The sequence below is a fragment of the Flavobacterium sp. genome, from assembly GCF_028689845.1.
Lineage (GTDB): Bacteria > Bacteroidota > Bacteroidia > Flavobacteriales > Flavobacteriaceae > Flavobacterium.
In genome coordinates, this window is sequence record NZ_JAQVCH010000042.1 from 1 (window position 1) to 17,199 (window position 17,199).

Sequence of the window (17,199 nt, forward strand, 5' to 3'; positions counted from 1 at the left end):
GGGTATTTTTTCCACGTCCCAAGAAGGGTCGATGTACCAAAGACGCGAAGGATTCTCTATGTTTAAGTTAAGCGAAAATAACTTCTCAGAAATATCCCCGTGTGGGTCAAGAAGTACTAAAGAGGCTTGTTGTTTTTTATGTGTGTGGTGTTGCAGTTGGTAGAATAAATTTTGTAAAAATTGAGTTTTGCCTGAACCTGTTCTCCCGGTAATAAGCAAATGCCTATTTAAAGCATGGATCGGAACGGGAACAGGCTGGTGACTAAAAAAGAATGCATCAGCTTTTGGAAGCCATTTTTTAAGAAGTACCAAATAGTTTTTTTCATGCTGGTCTGTAAAAGGAAGTAAAATTTTGAATGCAGGTTTGTTAATGAGTGACCAATATAAAGGAGCATAACTAGAATAATTGTCGTTGGTTTTAGGAAAAGATTTTTTATCGACCAAAAGCAGGTATTCTTCAAAGGTGAGAAAGCGTTGTTTCAAGTAGTTTAAAAAAGCACTTGAATCCGTTGGATGCTTTTTAAGAAGGTTATCCATTTGATGGGTGTGGTGTTTGATGTATTTCTCACGAGCATCAGTAGAATCGGCTAGAAGATACTCCCCTGCCCAAAAGTTTTGAAGGTCAGTAATTTTCCAAAGCACAGATTTTTGATTCCAATTTTCAAGATGTGATTTCATAGTAGTAGTACTTTATGCCTAGGAGGAAGGCTGTTGATTTTTTGAAACAGAAGAAAGCGAAAAAGCAATAAAAAGTTACGGATTGCCTTTGTCAAAATCAAGTCGATTGTATAGAACTTGACTCGGGGGGTATAAATGTCAAGCGGGGAAGAACTACCTTTTTAAACACCTTTAAAACTACCTTTTTGATTACCTCTAAAGAGAGGTGGTAAGTGCCCGATATACAATGGATAGCGTGGTAAAAGTGCGTGCCAGTACATCCATTTGGATGTTCTTTTTTTCTTTAAGGCATAACTCAGGGTAAAAGAATTCGTCAAGCTCAAAAAGTCAAAAAGTCTTGCACTTAACCCGTGGGATAGGTATCAGTAGAGAGTCGACAAAAATCTTTATTTGCTAACCCATAAAAAGAATAACCCACACACAAAAGTAAAAAGTAATTCGGTAATAAAAGTTAAAAAACTAAGAAAAATGAAACAAGTAGTAAACAAAACGGTAAATCTCGATTTAGTAGGAGTAGATGGAAATGCCTATGTGCTATTAGCAACCTTTAAAAGACAAGCTAAGAAAGAGAACTGGAGTGAACAGGAGATAGAACTAGTGATGGAAGAGGCTCAAAGTAAAGACTATGATTATCTCTTAAGTACTATTCTAACTCATTGTGAAGTAAAACCAGAAGAAGAGTAATTAAAAAGTAGGAGGCACTGACTTTCCCTGAGTAAAGTGAGTGTATTTATCAAAAAAAACAAAACCAAAAATGAAAATTAACATGAAATCAAAAAGACGTATTATCATGACTTATTTTCTACGCTCCTTGCAGGATAAATTGCAGTGGGAGGACAACGTAGAACCTATTAGTGAAAAGTGGTTGAGAATTTATTCAAAACAAGAGCTCCAAGAAGTAGTCAAGTGGCTTTTTATGCAAAAGATACCCGAGGATATGGACTTGGACAAAATGGACGAGGAAGAACTCTTGGAGACTATTGGCGATGAATTCCACTTACTGGGTCATCTCTTGAGTGAAATGGAAGAAGAAGTAAAAGCATTTGAAAATCCAACACCTCAGCGTTTAGATGAGTTACTTGAACAATTATCCAGTGAATCGCATTATTTAGCCACAAAGCCTATTGCCACTTGGGATGACTATGACCTTAGTAATTACCAAGCCCTCTTTAGAAAGGCAGGTATGTCCGTACCCTTGTTCGGGGTTTACGATGCTGATGTGAAACAGGACGATAGGTATACGGTTACATTACCGAGCCATCTTTATGAATCGCAGCAGGAGGCACTAAAGCATTTGTCTGAACTAGTTGAGAAAGGGCAATTTGAAGAACATCAACTACAAGTCATGAGCTTGTAAAAGCGACTGATTTCACTTAAAAACCAAAAGTTATGATTAATCAAGAAACCTTAGAGAAACTCGAGCAAAATTTTGTGCTCATAGTAGCCCTAGAAAAGCAAGTGTTCCAGTATTATGTCACTGAACCAAAGATATTCTATGCAAGCCACCAAGAGGCAAAACAAGTTCGAGATTCACTCATCGAAAAAAAAGAGTTAACCCCTTTACAAATTAAAATTCTAAGTGTATGGAAAGTGAAATTATAAAATCACATCCCTCGTTACAAAGAGCTATTGATATTGCCCTATGGATGAACTTCAAGTACCGTTTAGACAAAAGAAGGTACGGAGTCATTCAGGACAAAAAAGCCCATTGGTATCAAGTGGTCGAAACAAAGGGTAAAAGAAAGTCAAGTCTAATTGACCTACCAGCTGGATATAGTGAAATGACCTATGAGCAAATTGAGGCGATACGCACAATAGTAAACCCACTACATCATTGGGAAGAAATTGTTGGATTGTTTTCAACAGCACATGGAGAAATATTGCGTTTTATCCTCGCTAGTGAAATTCCACTTGAAAAGTTAATCAGGTATGAACTTGCCATAAGAGGTTATGATGAGAATCATCTCTGGGTTGGCTTTGAAAAATCCAGCTCGATTTGGCTTAAATAAATGAACTCAACGATGAAAATAGATCCAAAGAAAACTCCGGTGATGAAAAGTTGTTGTAAAACCTGTCCTTTCAAAAAGGATGAGAACGGTTTGTATCAAGATCAGCTACTCGCCAATAAAGTAATCGAAAGAACCTTGTTCAAGGCTCATCAAATTTGTCATGGAACGGAAGGTAAGAACCGCAAACCAACACATCGTTGCAAAGGGGCTTTTGACCACAACATGGAAATTTATAAAAGATTGGGTTTTGATTCCTTAATAGAATAAAAAAGTAATCCATAAAACAAAAACAAAGTAAAATGAAAGCCATAAACATGTTCGATGACATTATTCGGATAGTGGAGTATGAAATTGTATCAGAGGATAAAGTAGAGATTTTGAATTATTCAGTAAGTGATAGCCGAACGATTGTGCAAGAGGAAAAATTACCCATTTGTAGTTTCATGGGATCGGCACAGAGGATAACTCATTTATGGGTAACACCCTATAGATGCCCAAACTGCTTCGGGTTTCCATGTACAGGCTCGACACTTTATCTGATAATTAATCCAGAGTCACTCTTACACTTTGTTACTAAAATGGGGTATAAAGTAAAATAAATAGTAATCCATAAAACAAAATTAAAATGAATGAAAACAAACAATCACTGATGAAATTATTTTCATTGGTATTAAAGAACAGGGCAAAATCTGAACCTGAATTCAGAGAGATTAGCCCTGAGATGGTTAAGTTCTTTTCAAGAAAAGAGCTCATTGAAATTATTACCATGATTTTTGATGGTAATGTGCCTGAGAAGCACAATTTAGTGGAGATGGAAAACGACGGACTTTTGAAGCTCATAGGAGATGATTTATATATTATTTCGTATGTGACTCAAAAGTGGTGTGAGCAAATTGCTGACTTGCCTTTAAAGCCGGACGTTCCCTTAATCCCAGCTACGGTAGCAGCTGCTTCAGCTAAAGCCAATGCAAACTCCTCTACCCCGAAAAAGGAAGACCTTAAAACGGCAGAGGAAAAAAAAGACTAGAACCCTAGTTTTTCAATTAAAAATGGTTTACCATTTACAATAGCTCGAGTTATTCTCGGGCTGTTTTGTTATCGAAATTTATCCTCTAACAAAAACAAAAATGATAAATAACTCAACCCAAATAGACGTTAATCAAAAGAGTAAACCCAAGCTAAAAACACCCATATCCTACTATGGAGGAAAGCAAAGTATGCTCAAAAGCATTTTGCCACTTATTCCGGAGCATAAGATTTATATTGAGCCATTTTTTTGAGGCGGTGCACTTTATCGGGCTAAAGAACCTGCTCAGTGTGAAGTCATCAACGACATCAACATGAACGTAATTGTTTTTTATGAAGTATTAAAAAACAACTACCACGCTTTGCATCAAAAGATAGAACAAACTTTGCATAGTAGAGAAACCTACAAAAAAGCATTGTTGATTTATAATAGTCCACGATTATTTGCAGACTCCCCTCTTATAAGGGCTTGGGCATTTTATGTGGTAACCAACCAATGATTTGCCTGTAAAATAGGAAGCCGGGGCTATGATAAGGGAAAAAAAACGGCACTCACTTTTCAGAATAAAATAGATAGTTTTAAACAGCAAATGAGTGAGCGTTTACGTTCTACGCAAATTGAGCAAAATTCAGCCCATCAAGTTATCCTCAGTAGAGACTCTGAAGATGCTTTTATTTATGCCGATCCTCCTTATGTAAACACGAACCAAGGGCATTACGGAGGCTATACCGAGGAGCATTTTATTCGTGATTTGGATGTGTTGGCTCATGTTAAAGGAAAATTCCTTTTAAGTAACTATCCCTGACCAATTTTGCTCGACTTTATAAAGCAGTACAAACGGTATGTAAGAACCATTGACAAACCCCTTACAGCTGGAAATAAAAACCTTAGTTCCAAAGGAAAAAGAAAAACAGAACTCTTGGTAGCCAACTACCCTATTTAACTTCTAAGTTTGCTATCAGCAAAAAAAGCAAAGATAACCACCAAAAATAAGCAGATTATTGTTTTGACATGCACACTAAAGCATAGCGATTTGAGAAGTAAAAAGGACTCCTCTGCTAAGGAAAAATTAGGCTTAACAAACTTAAAAACACCTTTGACAAACCCTGTTAATCTCAAAAATGGCTTTTACTGTGTCGTTCTAGGTTAACCAATTAAGGCATTGATAACTCCTCTTCTAAGGTTGGTATAGGCTTTGTTAACCTAAAAACAAACCCTCGCCAAGCTTTAATCAACTTTGTTTTTGTTTTGTCAAGGCTTTGTTTAGAATTATCTCTTGAAAAAGTGTTTTATATAGCTATAAATCAGTGTAGTGCGAAAAACCCTTGTCAAACGGATTAACAAAGGGAAAACCAGCATTTGACAAGGCATGTTTAAAGCATGAACAACGCTTTATAATGGAAGCACAGAATCCGCAAGAACACTGATACAATTCTTATTGATAACCAAAAGTTAGCATTTACTTTATTACTAAAGGTAACGATGATGATTCCAAAATCTGAGGCAGAAAGAGCACTTGGAGTGAGTTCTACGACATTTTATTCTTATGTCAAAAAGTTAAAGATTCAGCTCTTGACCAAAGTTGATTCCAAAGGAAAGAGTAGTTATATTAATCCACAAGATTTGGAAAAAATGGCACAGGCTATGGGCAAAGTAATAGAATCTACAAATTCGCAGTCCAAGCAGGGGAGCGATGAGCATCAAAGCAATCCACAAGAGGAGTTTAAGGAAAATGAGATAGTCAAAGAAAATTTTAATTTACAACTCAAAGTAAAAGAGCAAGAGGAGGTAATAAAATCCTCCAATGAGCTTTTGAGTCTGTATAAGGAGCAAAACAACCATTTACAAACCCAGCAACAGCAAGCTCAAAGTCAGGTTAATCATTTGTATTTACAAATCATTCAAACCACTAACAAAGCAACTGCTTACGGAATTAGTGCCATTGCTTTACTTGTAATCTTGATTTTGGTGGTTACACTTGCTGTACTTTGAAAATTACAATTTTAAAACAAACAACTTCTAAGGGTTTATAAAACCCAGACGACCTTTGTCAGACCTGCCCAAAAATGTAGCCATCAAAGGAGATTAAATCTTGAAAAAGAGAGGCTCTAAGCCTAAGTAATAAAAAGAAACAACCAAAAAAATAACAACACCTTTATTTATTTCTCTTGTTTAAGATGTTATATTATTGAAAGTTTATATTGTTTATAGAGCAAAAGAGAGCAGTTAGAAAGCCACTTTTGAGAGCCTTTGGAATCAAATTCGGAACCAAAGGCTACAAATTCAGGGTAAAACATACCAGTAGTAGAACCCAAGGATTACAAATTCGGGGTAGAGTATTTCAAAAATGGGAAAGTTTGGCTTCACATTTGGGGTTTAGAAATCAGTATAACAAATTCGGGGTACTACTTGAAAAAGCAAAAAATCTATTGCATTATAACATCCAAAGGATACAGTAGTTTTTATTGGTAGCCTTCCTTTTTATTTTGATCTAAAGCAAAATGAATTCCACACTACTAAAGGTTAAGAAATCGCATGAGCTTGTTTCTGCCAGATATTCGTTCTCATTAATGGAGATGCGTTTGTTTACGCTAATAGTCAGTCTTATTAATGATAGGGACGAGGATTTTCAGGTTTATAGAATTCCAATTAAAGATATTATAGCTGCATTTAATATAAAATCCAAAACCATCTATGCAGAAATTAATCAAATGACCACCTCGATGCTTAAAAAGATAATAACCATTCCCATAAGAGAGGACAATAAGGATAAAGAAATTAAAACGGCACTTGTGAGTTCTTTTAAATATTCGGTAGATGGTAAAGGGGTTTTAGAGGCTACTTTTCATCCGGTTTTAAAACCCTATTTATTGCAATTAAAGTCGAGGTTTTTACTGTATGATTTGAAAAATATTTTAAAAATTTCCAGTGGCAATTCCATTCGCATGTATGAACTTTTAAAATCGTATGAGTGAATTGGAAAGAGGATTTTTGAAGTAGAGGAGTTAAAATTAATTCTTGGCGTTCAAGAGAAATATGCTAAGTATGCCAATTTTAAAAGCCGTATTTTACTCAAAGCACAAGAAGATATTGAAAAACATACCGACATACGTTTTACTTTTGAGGAATTATCGGATTTTGGCAGACGTGTGGAGCGTATAGCCTTTACCATCTACAAAAACAAACAGCAACCTGACACGGATAACGTAGTAGACAAAAATGAGGTTGAGGCTATTAGTGCACGACAAGAGCAAATCAGAGGCTTTTGAGTATCAAAAGCCACGATGGAAAGCCAAGTTATTGGGCATTATCAAGAGCAGTATATCATTCAAACATTAAAATACACGCAAAATTATTTTAAGCACACGGCTGTAAAACAGAAAGCAGGTTTTTTTCTAAAAGCATTACAAGAGGGCTATTTTAAAGAAGAGATTCAAAAAGAGGATACAATTAAGCAGAGAAAAGTTCAACGTATTGCCAACCAAGAAAATGAAGATCAAGAAAAACAAAAGATGGTTTTAGAGAGAAATCAACAACTCGAAACATTAAGAGAGCAGTATTTGAGTGATGAATTCATTCAGGCGGTTTTGGAAGAACACAAGGGCGGTTTCTTGTACCCGATTATGGAAAAATCACGAAAAGAAAGCAAAACCTTAAATAAGTATTTACAAGGTTTTGTCGATAAAAAACTACTGGAGGAGTTTGGATAAAAAAAAGAGGCTTATGCCTCTATGTTTAAATCAAGAGCTAACCTATGCCCGATTTCATCAAAAGCGAACCAAACCAAGGAAGTTTTTATATCGCTAGTGAGAATAAGGGGAGTAGTAATTTTTTCTTTCGGTTCACTCGTGAGTTCATTAATTTGAGCTTGGTACTTATCAAAAAAAGGATGGGTCTGACAAGGGTCTCTCAGGGCATGAATCATTCCGGATTGAGAACCCTCTAGGCGTAGAGCAGTAAAAAAAGAGATAGGGAAATCGGATTGCAGAGCATGGAAAGCGACTTCTTTTTGAATAGAATCTTTTTTTTCTCAGGCAATCTTTTTGAGTTTGTTTATGAGTGTTTGGTATTTCATAAGGGGTGGCGGGGAAAGAGATAAAAGATAGTCAAATTGACTAAATTAGTTATATTGATTAATCAGCTCATTGCAAGTGTTTTTTCGACTTTTTTAATAGTAGGTAAACCAAAAGAAAAAGCAAGTAAGAAAGGGGATTACTCCTGTAATCCCAATGCTAGAGAAAGACTGTAGGCTGTTTGTTCGAAAGCAAACCAAGCGAAGAAATTTTTTAAATCTCAATAAATACGTAAGGCAGTACCCGTGTTTTTTTCAAACTCTTCTCTGAGTTCTTCTATTTCTTGGTAGTGTGTATCATAGAAGGCATGGGTTTGCGTGTAGTAAATTAAGGAGCCTACTAATCCACTAACGCAACCATGCTCACTTAGTAGGGTAAAAAATTCTTGTGGGTCTGGGTAGGTAAGAGCTTCAAGAGCCACTTCTTTTTCAAGGCTACTAGCGGGATTGTTTGCAATTGCTGTGAGTTTTTTGATAAGAGTAGTAGTGTTCATGGGATGTGAATAAATAAGTAAAAGGAATTAATCAAGTTAACTAAATTCACTATATTCATTAAATTAGTAAATGCAAGAGATTTTTCGACTTTTTTTTAAATGCAAAAAAACAAAGTCTAGGACTTTGTTTTAGCTGTTTTTTTCGATTTTTTTTGGATTAATCTAATTTAGAGTTGTGCTTTTTTGGTTAGTTTAATCATTTCTTCAATTTCATTTTCATTAAAGCCTTGTTTTAGAGCTTGTGTTTTAAAGGCTTCTATAAAAATGTCAATAGCGTTAGAGGTATTTTGATTTTCGTTTATAAGAGGCTTTATTAGCAAACCATGTGGCGTTTCTTCTGCTAGAAATAAATTGGTATTGTATTGTTCTCTTCGACTTTTAGGGAGCGTTACTTGTCCGGTGTTGAATAATTTTAAGTTATGGGTTTTCATCTTTTTAATTAAAACAGATAAAATAATTAATTCAGATTACTTATTTTTTTGGGGATTGCAAGGGGAGTTTTGAAAATAGATTTCAAAAAAGGCTACTGAGTAAAAACCCAATAGCCATACACAACTACACTAAATAGCCTAGCTTTTGCAAGCTCTTAATTAGAATAGTGATTTAAATTTTAATTTCAAGTAGAAATTAAAGTATTTTAATCTTGAATTATAAAGCTAAATCCATATAAAGTAGTACATCACAAAACTACTATATTATGCAAAAGTTTTATTTCGTACGTTACGAGTTTGGGGCTGTATTAGCCCAAGATCCTCAGATGGCATCAGATGCTATCGCAAAAGGACAATTAATTCCGCAGGAGTCTAAGTCATTGGTTGTTATTGCACCCAAAGCAAACACTCAAATCTTTCCTAACCTATCTCAAAAAGAGATAATGAAGCGAATTGTTTACCTACAACTAGCCATTATTTGGAGCGTTGAGGACTTTGAGACCCGAGCCCAAGCATTAGAGAAAGGAGAAAATGGGCTTATTTATGAGCGAAATTCTTTTGAAAATGCTCTGGTCAAAATGATTGACAATCACCGCAAAGAAGAGGGGATTAATTGGTCTACGGTAGAATACTACTTGAATACGTATTGCAGAATTAAGTAATGAAACACCTCTGTTTTTACAGAGGTGTTTTTTAGTTGAAAACACAAGTTGTCAAAAGATAACTTTATATACATTTTAGAGACAAGGTTAAAGGTTTTTTATTTCTAGCTTATATCTTAACATTTCTAGTTACAAAAGAGGATGACATTTATTTTTAAAATCAATATAAAGAATTTTAAAAAACAGGTTAAAGCAAAGGCTTTTAGCTACTTTATTAATAGTTAATTTTGTTTATTATCTTGTTAAAATTAAATTATAATCATAATAAAAAATTATTATCTTTACTTTTTAACAAAAGTATTGTATGCGAGAAACACTTGATTTTTTATCAATTCAAAATCATATCAATAGAAATTATAAGCGTTGGATAAAAAGGTACGATAATATAGAGGGTGTTCATATTGGGGAGAAGAAAATCAAAGGCAAAATTCAAAAAAATAATTTTTCAATTGTCTTTCATGTTACTAGAAAAACGCTCAATCCTGAAAAATCAATCCCGAACTATTTTTATATTAGATCGGGTAGTTTGAGGTTAAGAGTAAGTTCTGATGTTATTGAGACGGGCAAATTAGTGCTTCATGGCATTCAAATGGGCGATGCAACAAAAAGTACCCATCACCATTCGTATGGGTCAATCTCTATTTTTTTTGCAACAAGTAAAGGCACTTATGTCGGTTCGAACATGCATGTATTAGCACCTGATTTGTTAGAAAGAGGTATTAGAAATTACAATAGGAAACAGGGAGGAAATTTTGAAGTGCTTTTGTATAACCGAGATATAATGACCACTGCTGTTTTGTATGCGTCTATTTTTAAGGGTATAGATTTTGGTTTTGCAAAAGTAAAAAGTCCTGAGTTTATTGAAAATAAAATCAGGAGGATAGGTGACTATGCAGGATTTTACAGTTTTAATAGAAGTAATTATAAAAATGCAAGATTGTTTTTTAGCGGTGCAAACTCAGGATTAAAAGAATGTGTTTTACAGGATATTTTTGTGACAAAGAATTATTATGATACGCAGTTCAACAATTTATTGAAGTTAAATTTTTGCTCTACTGGTGGTGATTCGGGAGCTCCAGTTTTTGATAGAAAGTTCAGGATAGTAGGTTTTATTCTCGGAGCAGATCAGGTAGAACAGGCCAGTTACGCCTTAAGTATAAATGATATAATATCTTATTTTCAATCTCTAAATCTTTAATTATGAAATCTAAATTACTTTTTCTATTCTTATTTTCATCTTCGTTACTTTTTAGTCAATCCTCGCTAAATTTTAAATTTAAAGTCAATGGTACAACTGACGAATATAGTATAGATAATTTATCAAATGTGGTTTTTCAGCAAGAAGTGAAGTCAATCGCTATTAAATCAGTTACAGCAGAAACACCTGCCAAAAATTATAAGCTGGATGTAAATGATCAGCAAAAGGATTTTCTGTCGGATGGTCAATATTCAACTTTCTTTGATTTTAATTTTGATATAAGGGAAATTGGAATAACGATTCTAAATACAAGTGGTAACGCTGTTGCTTTACCCTTTATATTAAAAAAACCACAAATAGATGCTGGCTCACAAAATCAAAGCACAGGTACTGGTATTTTTCCTGTAGAAAAAAATGCGACGGATTATGTTTTAAATAAATTATTAGATGGCTACACACTAACAAACATGCCCGGCATTGGTAATATAATTAAAAAGGTGTCCACTGCCAATAATTTAAATTACTTAAGCAATTATATTGGAGAGAATTATATTCATTTGTTTTTTGATCAAAATGGGAATAGCATTATAAGCTCAATTCCAATTGGAATTTCAAGAGCGAATTATGTTGTACATATAGTTTACTTGGCTCCGGAGAATAATCTTTCTTTGATCGATTATAGTATTAATCAATCCCTAGCAGATATCAATGAGGGAGTAATCATCAGAGGAGAGGGCAGCTTAGGAAATAATTTAAATTTACAGTCAGGCTCAGGCACAACGACAACAAAATTGGTTTGGAAGCATACAGAGCTTTTGTTAACAGGTTCTTCAAATGACATAAAGTTTGATATAGTGCGGAATATTTATCAATTAAATAATGGTCAACTTTCGATATCCAATACAAACACCGTTGCTTCTAGGATTATTAAAATAAAAAAGACATATCACGGTAGTTTAGATGTAGGTATTATAAGCACAAATTTAGAGAATCCAACTTTTTCGCTTGTTAATTCTCCCCTTGACCCAAATGTAAAAGTAGTCAGCAGAACAAATGGAGGCAATCGGGTTTTAGCCTCGGCAATGTATACATTTTATGTCTCTCCTGTCATCTTAATTCAGCGATATATTTTGGGTGATAAGAAGATAAAAAATTATCAATTGGAAGGCAGAAATTTTGTGGAAGATCATGAGATATACCAAAGAATTTACCCCACCTTTGGAATCGGGTTAAGCGATAGGCTTTTGGACAATCTTTTTGGAGGATTTAAATGGGAATTTGTTAGAGGAGGTTCTGTTTTTGTGGGTTATAACTGGAGCAAAGTCAATGTTTTAAATGTTGATGCTGATTTTGAATATGGGAATAGTACTATCACCCAAGAGTCATTTGATCTAAAAAAAGATAACCGATTTAGAAGAGATTTTTGTTTTGGATTAAATTTAGATACAAGAATAATTTTTAATTTATTTCAAAAATCGACTACTCCTTAAAGTATTAATATCTTAGTAACAAAAAAATATGTATAAATCGTTTTCTGAATTTTTAGTAACCTATACTATTTGGAACAATGATTTGTAATGCTAATTAATTGTTATATATTTAAAAATTTAATAAAAAACCTATTAATTGTAAAATTATTTTTTACATTTGTTTAAGCATGATTACCTTTTGTAATTCTTTTTTATGAGTTTAATACCGAAATTTATTATTACAGCCAAAGATTACATTGTTAAGTTGTTTTCAGAATCCCGTTGGTTGCCTATTGTTAGTTCATTGACTTTGTTGATTATATTTTTTCTTGTAACAGAATATTTTCTTTTAGACCAAAAACAGAAAGAAGGTACTTGGCTTTATTATCTTAATTCTATTTCTAAAATTGCTTTAACGGGTGGTTTCTTTACAATGTTTTTAAAAATGTTTCAGTTTGCTGGTGTTGTAGAGGAGATTATATTGAGTGAAAAATTTTATAGTCGATTAGAGGACTCAAGGGGTAAGCAACTTAATGAGATTTTTAATTCAGATAAGTTTAGTGAAAAAATAGGAGAAACATTAAATGGTGTACTTTTTGATAGTAAATATTTAAAAAAAGATAAGGGCTTAGACAAAATATGGAGAGATGTAACAACTTGTTTTATTCAAGATGAGTTCCCCGATATTCATAAAAGTTTAAGTGAAAAGCTTAAGAATATTTATTTCAATGATAATTTTTTAAATTTTTATTATGAAAATTGGAATGATACATACACGGTTAAAGTTATTGATGGAACATATATTCAATTAACGAAATCCTCTAGTTATTACATTAAAAGAAAGAATACGGAAAAATTTTCTTTTTCAACGTCATTTAGAGTGGATAAAGATGTTTATAATAAGGTTCCCTCTGTTATTGAATTTAGTAGAATTCTGGTTGATTCCAAGGATATAAAAAATTTGGGAGTTATCTCTGAGGAGCCATTGAATAAAGAGGTACAAATAAAGGAAGAAGAAATATATAAACAATTTGATGTAGATTTAGAGGGTAAAACTAGTTATTTTGTAGAGATTGAAACAAAAATGATATACCCCTTTATTAGCGAGTACGAAGAGTTTTATTTTTACACAAAAAAAATAGTTAATAATATTAACGTTGAGTTGATTTATGACAAAAATGAGATTATTTACAAATTTGTAGAAATTGGGCTTGAAAACTTCGAGAAAAAGAATAAATTTGACAAGCCAACAACTACATCTGATATGTTTTCGTATAAAGGGTTGTTTTTGCCGGAAAACGGAGGCTACAAATTTTATTTTAAACTTAAAAATTTCACTATGCAAAAAGGCGGAGGCGGTACGATGTAGTTTAAATTGCTCTTGATGGAGTAGATTGGTTAAATAAGATTCTTATTTGACGTGTTTTTATTTTCACTAATTTTTCACTTTAAATTAAAAAATGAGTTGTCGTAAAAACGAACAGCTCAACTCAAAAAGTTATTCCAGTAACTTTTTCATTTAACTAGGCATCTTCCACTGCAAAAGACACCAAGGTTGGCAATATATTATATAAACCAACTTTAATTTCAAGACTAAGTTTGTCTTTTTTAGTGATGTGTTTAACTTACGTATTGAGCGAATTATGCATCTTCATTTTAAATTGGTACATCCTGACAAACGATACACGGAGATTTATTCACAAAGAAAAAATCGAGACATTTTAATCTTGATATCACCTACTTTTTTAGTAGTGTTTAAAAAATTAAGTAGACATGTGACATTTTTTGCAATTTTGTTTTAAGCTAAAAAAATTAAATCCTAACTTCATTACCCATCACACCAAGTTCAATGCTACCATTTGTATCTGAAAGGGCATTTTTTCCTTATCTTTTATCTTTGAAATCCTTTATACATCTTTTTTAAGAAAATAACCCGTTAATGTAAAAAAAGCTGAAACAAATAGCCCGAATACAGGAGATAGAAAAACCAAATTACCGTATGGCTCTTTTAATATATATACTCCATAGAAAGCAGCAAACCAAGCGGAAAGGAAACCAAAAATAATCGATAAGGTTATCCAGTATTTTAATTGTATCAAAATATTTTTGTTTACAAATAAAGATATTAAAATTGGTGGTGCCAAACTTAACGCTGCACCATAAATTGAAAATGCTAAATCGGCTACTGAAAAACCAATTAGATTAAGTAACTGGACAATTCCGATAGCTCCTAAAGCAGAAACAACTAATATAACTCTTGATAATGTCAATTCTTTGGATGATTCAATTCTTTCAATCAACCCTTTTTTTCTATACTTAGATATAATGTCTTCATAAATGGTATGGGAGACAGCAATTAACTGCGTTGATGCGGTAGAAAGCATTGCACCAAATAATCCTAATGAAACAAAAAATAAAACAACACCTCCACCTCTGAATTGATATACTGCTTCTAAAGTTGTAACTAGAAATTTTGAATTCACACTAGGTTTTGCAACAGTATAGGCAAGTATTGCAATTACAACAAATAAGCCCCAACTCAACGCAGATTGAAAGATACTTTTTCGGATGCCTCTAGTAAAAACTTTTTCTTCATGAGTTCCTGAGACTCTCTGCCAAAGAGCCATATTAGTTATATACGTAAATAAATTCATTATTAATAGCCCTAGTACAAATGGGATCAAATTAGTTGACCATTTTAAACTTTGGACATTTTCTGGAACAGATTGAGACAGAAAAGATATTCCTCCATTTAAATAAATATGTATTGAGAAAAAAAGTAAAAGCGAAACTAACAACAACCATATCGACCACATCTGAATCCTGTCACTTACAACAACAACCCTAAATCCACCTAGTCCTGTATAAGTAAAAGATAGTATTGCAATTATAGTAATTATAATCCAAACGGGAATATCTATGAAATTAGAAATAAACTGTGAGCTTACAATTAACTCAACAGCGAACATACATAAGTAGCCAAGAGCTGTGGAAACAGATGCAATAACACCTACGGTTTTGGAATTAAACTCCGTTGAGATATATTCATGAATAGAGGGACGATGGTCATAAAAAGAGAGTTTTGTCCAAATTCTCCTAGACAAGACAGAAAATAACCAAAAACCCAAAGCAGTTGTGATTACTGCCCAGAAAAGCCATAATCCACTTATTGGAATTAATTCAAAAAATGCAATAATTACTGTTGCAAGACTTATAGAGGTTGCTACGGTAGAAGAGCTAAATTCATCTTCTCCATTTACTTTAGCTTTTCTTCCTTTAATTACGGGAATGATATCTGACAAATTAATCACACCTTTTCTATAATAGAGACCTAAACATATGTAGAATATGGCTGATAGTACTATGGCAATTAAAACAATTGTGTTCATATTGAAAGTATTTAAGATTGCTATTTGGGACGAAACTTTATTTCAACCGCTTGGATTTTTTCCAATTCCTGGGAGATTTCCTTTAATTCTCCGGTACAAATTGATTTTATAATTGGCAACTGATTTCCTGGATAGACATTGATAATATAACCTTCTTCTGCTAAAATTTCAAATATTACCATTTCTTCTAATAGATACTTAACGCATAATTCTCTGGCTTTTATGCTATCTATTTTTATTTCTGATTGTCTTCTTAAGAAAACATCAACGGTATATTCAATTAATTCTTTGAATTTTGTATTGATTAGATACAACTTTTCAAACCTCTGCATCTTTGATTTAAAATTTGGATGCGATAAAAAACTCTCTGTGTCCCTGTAAGAATAGTTGAACTTGAGTTTGTTTTCTTTAATGGTTTTGTTGAATATGGATTTCAATTCGGCTCCTTTGCTTTGGCATTTTTTAATTGCATCTTCCTGTGATATACCATTAAAAATTTGCTCGTTATATCTGTGCAAGTAATCGCCAACAAGAATTAAACAGGCTTCGCTTTTTAAAGCTAGTAAATTTATGATTTCAACTAAAGTTTCAGGAGATTGAAATACCTTATTATTCATACTCATTCCAAGAAACACATGATGGTTCCAATTGTAATCCAACTTTGGATAAAGATTCAGTTTTTTTATTTTATAATTCATAATGACTCGTCAAAAGATAAACCTTTCCATAGTTCCTCAAATATTTCACTTCTATCGAGTGTTTCCTTATAGGTAAGATTATAAACAGTATTTACATCTTTTCCACTAACCCCCACAAATCCAATTTTATTGCCCGAAACTGTAGTGAAAACCCAAAATGCATGAAGATAAATAGTAGAATCTTTAGCATTGGGATGAATCAACAATCTTTCAAATTTTGATTGTGGGTTTTTTATGGTCTTGAATTTTATTTTATCTTTCACATTCTCGGTTATTGGATTCCGGTTATCTGATAATAACTTTATAAATTCTGATTTCAAGCTTTCTTTTTTTTCTTTGGTATGGAAGATAAATCGAACTTCTTTAAAAGTGTCATACTCAAGAAAAGGATATTTGTAAATGTCTAGGTTGTCTTTAGAAACTATATATTTTTCGTGAAAGTAATACCCATCTATGCTTTTGAAAATTTGTCTGTTTTCAGTTTCCCAATCTTTGGCGATATTTCCAAAATGCTGCGGTAGTATTTTAGCGAATGAATCGATAACATTTAATAATATTTCTACACTTAGGCTAGGAACATTATTTATCTTATCGGCAAGAATTCCTTTAAACATTTCTTCACTTGCAATTGGATACTTTGGATTTTGAAGAAATAGTTTCAATTCTTCCACTAATTCTTTTTGAATAAATTTCTTTTGCTCAATAGCACCATCTTCTTTTTTAAAATAAGGAAGACATTTATCGTAGAAGTATTTGAATTCATAGTCAATATCGGCCAACTCGGCAAAAGCCTCTTTTGGTGAATTTTCATGAGTAATCATTAAATGTTCTATGTAGCTTTGACCAGCGATGTACTTTGCTAACCTATCAAATATTATATTGGATCGGTCAAATACTCTTATGAAATCTGGAATTCTACTTGAATTCAAAGCTACATATCCTGACTCCATCATTTTATATAGCGAGATAGATATACCAAGCATTCCTGTAGCACATATTTCATCAATACTCAAATTAGATAGATTTTTTCTTTCCTCTTGCAAGAAAACTCCAAAAATAACATTCAAGGGGT

The 17,199-nt window shown here is 32.9% G+C and carries 22 protein-coding genes and 1 pseudogene; 16 read left to right on the forward strand and 7 right to left on the reverse strand.

Annotated features, from left to right (window positions below):
- A partial coding sequence (locus PHR76_RS12115; protein WP_300063042.1) for a DUF87 domain-containing protein occupies positions 1-678 on the reverse strand: 678 nt, incomplete at its 3' end.
- Positions 679-1,068: 390 nt separating this feature from the next.
- Here PHR76_RS12115 and PHR76_RS12120 point away from each other — a divergent pair.
- From PHR76_RS12120 to PHR76_RS12165, 12 genes and pseudogenes are all read left to right on the forward strand, one after another.
- Positions 1,069-1,362 (forward strand): hypothetical protein, encoded by a 294-nt coding sequence (locus PHR76_RS12120; RefSeq protein ID WP_300063045.1) that lies wholly within the window; start codon positions 1,069-1,071, stop codon positions 1,360-1,362.
- A gap of 70 nt (positions 1,363-1,432) precedes the next feature.
- On the forward strand, positions 1,433-2,035 hold the full coding sequence (locus tag PHR76_RS12125) for a hypothetical protein (protein WP_300063047.1): 603 nt from the start codon (positions 1,433-1,435) through the stop codon (positions 2,033-2,035).
- 32 nt (positions 2,036-2,067) lie between these two features.
- Complete coding sequence (locus PHR76_RS12130; RefSeq protein ID WP_300063049.1) at positions 2,068-2,280, forward strand: hypothetical protein; 213 nt, start codon at positions 2,068-2,070, stop codon at positions 2,278-2,280.
- Positions 2,262-2,687 carry a hypothetical protein gene (locus tag PHR76_RS12135; RefSeq protein WP_300063051.1) on the forward strand — a complete coding sequence of 142 codons (426 nt, stop codon included), beginning with the start codon at positions 2,262-2,264 and terminating at the stop codon, positions 2,685-2,687. The genes PHR76_RS12130 and PHR76_RS12135 overlap by 19 nt, the downstream gene beginning before the upstream one ends.
- A 12-nt stretch (positions 2,688-2,699) precedes the next feature.
- Entirely contained in the window at positions 2,700-2,954 is a 255-nt protein-coding gene (locus PHR76_RS12140; protein WP_300063053.1) for a hypothetical protein, read from the forward strand.
- Between the two features lie 358 nt (positions 2,955-3,312).
- Positions 3,313-3,714 (forward strand): hypothetical protein, encoded by a 402-nt coding sequence (locus tag PHR76_RS12145; protein WP_300063055.1) that lies wholly within the window; start codon positions 3,313-3,315, stop codon positions 3,712-3,714.
- A 277-nt stretch (positions 3,715-3,991) separates the two neighbouring features.
- A pseudogene (locus PHR76_RS13210) lies at positions 3,992-4,213 on the forward strand (DNA adenine methylase); the annotation flags it as partial.
- A 90-nt stretch (positions 4,214-4,303) separates the two neighbouring features.
- Positions 4,304-4,519: a DNA adenine methylase gene (locus tag PHR76_RS12150; protein ID WP_366143599.1), complete on the forward strand. Its 216-nt coding sequence runs from the start codon at positions 4,304-4,306 to the stop codon at positions 4,517-4,519.
- A 680-nt stretch (positions 4,520-5,199) separates the two neighbouring features.
- Positions 5,200-5,706: a hypothetical protein gene (locus PHR76_RS12155; protein ID WP_300063058.1), complete on the forward strand. Its 507-nt coding sequence runs from the start codon at positions 5,200-5,202 to the stop codon at positions 5,704-5,706.
- Positions 5,707-6,215: 509 nt separating this feature from the next.
- Complete coding sequence (locus tag PHR76_RS13215) at positions 6,216-6,689, forward strand: replication initiation protein (protein ID WP_366143600.1); 474 nt, start codon at positions 6,216-6,218, stop codon at positions 6,687-6,689.
- A 12-nt stretch (positions 6,690-6,701) separates the two neighbouring features.
- On the forward strand, positions 6,702-6,983 hold the full coding sequence (locus tag PHR76_RS13220) for a replication initiation protein (protein WP_366143601.1): 282 nt from the start codon (positions 6,702-6,704) through the stop codon (positions 6,981-6,983).
- 15 nt (positions 6,984-6,998) lie between these two features.
- Complete coding sequence (locus PHR76_RS12165) at positions 6,999-7,424, forward strand: hypothetical protein (protein WP_300063061.1); 426 nt, start codon at positions 6,999-7,001, stop codon at positions 7,422-7,424.
- Positions 7,425-7,435: 11 nt separating this feature from the next.
- Here the strand turns inward: PHR76_RS12165 and PHR76_RS12170 are convergent, their stop codons facing one another.
- The 3 genes from PHR76_RS12170 to PHR76_RS12180 all read right to left on the reverse strand — a co-directional run bounded on the left by PHR76_RS12170 (position 7,436) and on the right by PHR76_RS12180 (position 8,711).
- The gene (locus PHR76_RS12170; protein WP_300063064.1) at positions 7,436-7,639 is read right to left on the reverse strand and encodes a hypothetical protein; all 204 of its coding nucleotides are present in this window, start codon (positions 7,637-7,639) and stop codon (positions 7,436-7,438) included.
- A gap of 368 nt (positions 7,640-8,007) precedes the next feature.
- Positions 8,008-8,280, reverse strand: coding sequence for a hypothetical protein (locus tag PHR76_RS12175; protein WP_300063066.1), 273 nt, complete (start codon positions 8,278-8,280; stop codon positions 8,008-8,010).
- 167 nt (positions 8,281-8,447) lie between these two features.
- Positions 8,448-8,711, reverse strand: coding sequence for a hypothetical protein (locus PHR76_RS12180; protein ID WP_300063069.1), 264 nt, complete (start codon positions 8,709-8,711; stop codon positions 8,448-8,450).
- 326 nt (positions 8,712-9,037) lie between these two features.
- Between PHR76_RS12180 and PHR76_RS12185 the strand changes: the two genes are divergently transcribed.
- The 4 genes from PHR76_RS12185 (at position 9,038) to PHR76_RS12200 (ending at position 13,409) form a co-directional block, all read left to right on the forward strand.
- Positions 9,038-9,373, forward strand: a complete 336-nt coding sequence (locus PHR76_RS12185) for a hypothetical protein (protein ID WP_300063072.1) — start codon at positions 9,038-9,040, stop codon at positions 9,371-9,373.
- A gap of 304 nt (positions 9,374-9,677) precedes the next feature.
- Positions 9,678-10,571 carry a hypothetical protein gene (locus PHR76_RS12190; protein ID WP_300063075.1) on the forward strand — a complete coding sequence of 298 codons (894 nt, stop codon included), beginning with the start codon at positions 9,678-9,680 and terminating at the stop codon, positions 10,569-10,571.
- Positions 10,572-10,573: 2 nt separating this feature from the next.
- Positions 10,574-12,061 (forward strand): hypothetical protein, encoded by a 1,488-nt coding sequence (locus tag PHR76_RS12195; RefSeq protein WP_300063078.1) that lies wholly within the window; start codon positions 10,574-10,576, stop codon positions 12,059-12,061.
- Positions 12,062-12,254: 193 nt separating this feature from the next.
- Positions 12,255-13,409, forward strand: a complete 1,155-nt coding sequence (locus PHR76_RS12200; RefSeq protein WP_300063081.1) for a hypothetical protein — start codon at positions 12,255-12,257, stop codon at positions 13,407-13,409.
- 538 nt (positions 13,410-13,947) lie between these two features.
- Here PHR76_RS12200 and PHR76_RS12205 read toward each other — a convergent pair.
- From PHR76_RS12205 to PHR76_RS12215, 3 genes are all read right to left on the reverse strand, one after another.
- Entirely contained in the window at positions 13,948-15,429 is a 1,482-nt protein-coding gene (locus PHR76_RS12205; RefSeq protein WP_300063084.1) for a hypothetical protein, read from the reverse strand.
- Positions 15,430-15,449: 20 nt separating this feature from the next.
- On the reverse strand, positions 15,450-16,127 hold the full coding sequence (locus PHR76_RS12210; RefSeq protein WP_300063088.1) for a tRNA-dependent cyclodipeptide synthase: 678 nt from the start codon (positions 16,125-16,127) through the stop codon (positions 15,450-15,452).
- On the reverse strand, positions 16,124-17,199 hold a 1,076-nt coding region (locus PHR76_RS12215), incomplete at its 5' end, for a hypothetical protein (RefSeq protein ID WP_300063091.1). The genes PHR76_RS12210 and PHR76_RS12215, both read right to left, overlap by 4 nt.

What these genes read in the sequence shown, in the direction of transcription:
- PHR76_RS12180 (WP_300063069.1), bottom strand. Translation starts at nt 8,711, where the DNA reads ATGAAAACCCATAACTTAAAATTATTCAACACCGGACAAGTAACGCTC.
- PHR76_RS12205 (WP_300063084.1), bottom strand. Translation starts at nt 15,429, where the DNA reads ATGAACACAATTGTTTTAATTGCCATAGTACTATCAGCCATATTCTAC.
- PHR76_RS12210 (WP_300063088.1), bottom strand. Translation starts at nt 16,127, where the DNA reads ATGAATTATAAAATAAAAAAACTGAATCTTTATCCAAAGTTGGATTAC.
- PHR76_RS12190 (WP_300063075.1), top strand. Translation starts at nt 9,678, where the DNA reads ATGCGAGAAACACTTGATTTTTTATCAATTCAAAATCATATCAATAGA.
- PHR76_RS12150 (WP_366143599.1), top strand. Translation starts at nt 4,304, where the DNA reads ATGAGTGAGCGTTTACGTTCTACGCAAATTGAGCAAAATTCAGCCCAT.
- PHR76_RS13215 (WP_366143600.1), top strand. Translation starts at nt 6,216, where the DNA reads ATGAATTCCACACTACTAAAGGTTAAGAAATCGCATGAGCTTGTTTCT.
- PHR76_RS12185 (WP_300063072.1), top strand. Translation starts at nt 9,038, where the DNA reads ATGGCATCAGATGCTATCGCAAAAGGACAATTAATTCCGCAGGAGTCT.
- PHR76_RS12195 (WP_300063078.1), top strand. Translation starts at nt 10,574, where the DNA reads ATGAAATCTAAATTACTTTTTCTATTCTTATTTTCATCTTCGTTACTT.
- PHR76_RS12175 (WP_300063066.1), bottom strand. Translation starts at nt 8,280, where the DNA reads ATGAACACTACTACTCTTATCAAAAAACTCACAGCAATTGCAAACAAT.
- PHR76_RS12170 (WP_300063064.1), bottom strand. Translation starts at nt 7,639, where the DNA reads ATGATTCATGCCCTGAGAGACCCTTGTCAGACCCATCCTTTTTTTGAT.
- PHR76_RS12130 (WP_300063049.1), top strand. Translation starts at nt 2,068, where the DNA reads ATGATTAATCAAGAAACCTTAGAGAAACTCGAGCAAAATTTTGTGCTC.
- PHR76_RS12155 (WP_300063058.1), top strand. Translation starts at nt 5,200, where the DNA reads ATGATTCCAAAATCTGAGGCAGAAAGAGCACTTGGAGTGAGTTCTACG.
- PHR76_RS12140 (WP_300063053.1), top strand. Translation starts at nt 2,700, where the DNA reads ATGAAAATAGATCCAAAGAAAACTCCGGTGATGAAAAGTTGTTGTAAA.
- PHR76_RS12200 (WP_300063081.1), top strand. Translation starts at nt 12,255, where the DNA reads ATGAGTTTAATACCGAAATTTATTATTACAGCCAAAGATTACATTGTT.
- PHR76_RS12135 (WP_300063051.1), top strand. Translation starts at nt 2,262, where the DNA reads ATGGAAAGTGAAATTATAAAATCACATCCCTCGTTACAAAGAGCTATT.
- PHR76_RS12125 (WP_300063047.1), top strand. Translation starts at nt 1,433, where the DNA reads ATGAAAATTAACATGAAATCAAAAAGACGTATTATCATGACTTATTTT.
- PHR76_RS12145 (WP_300063055.1), top strand. Translation starts at nt 3,313, where the DNA reads ATGAATGAAAACAAACAATCACTGATGAAATTATTTTCATTGGTATTA.
- PHR76_RS12165 (WP_300063061.1), top strand. Translation starts at nt 6,999, where the DNA reads ATGGAAAGCCAAGTTATTGGGCATTATCAAGAGCAGTATATCATTCAA.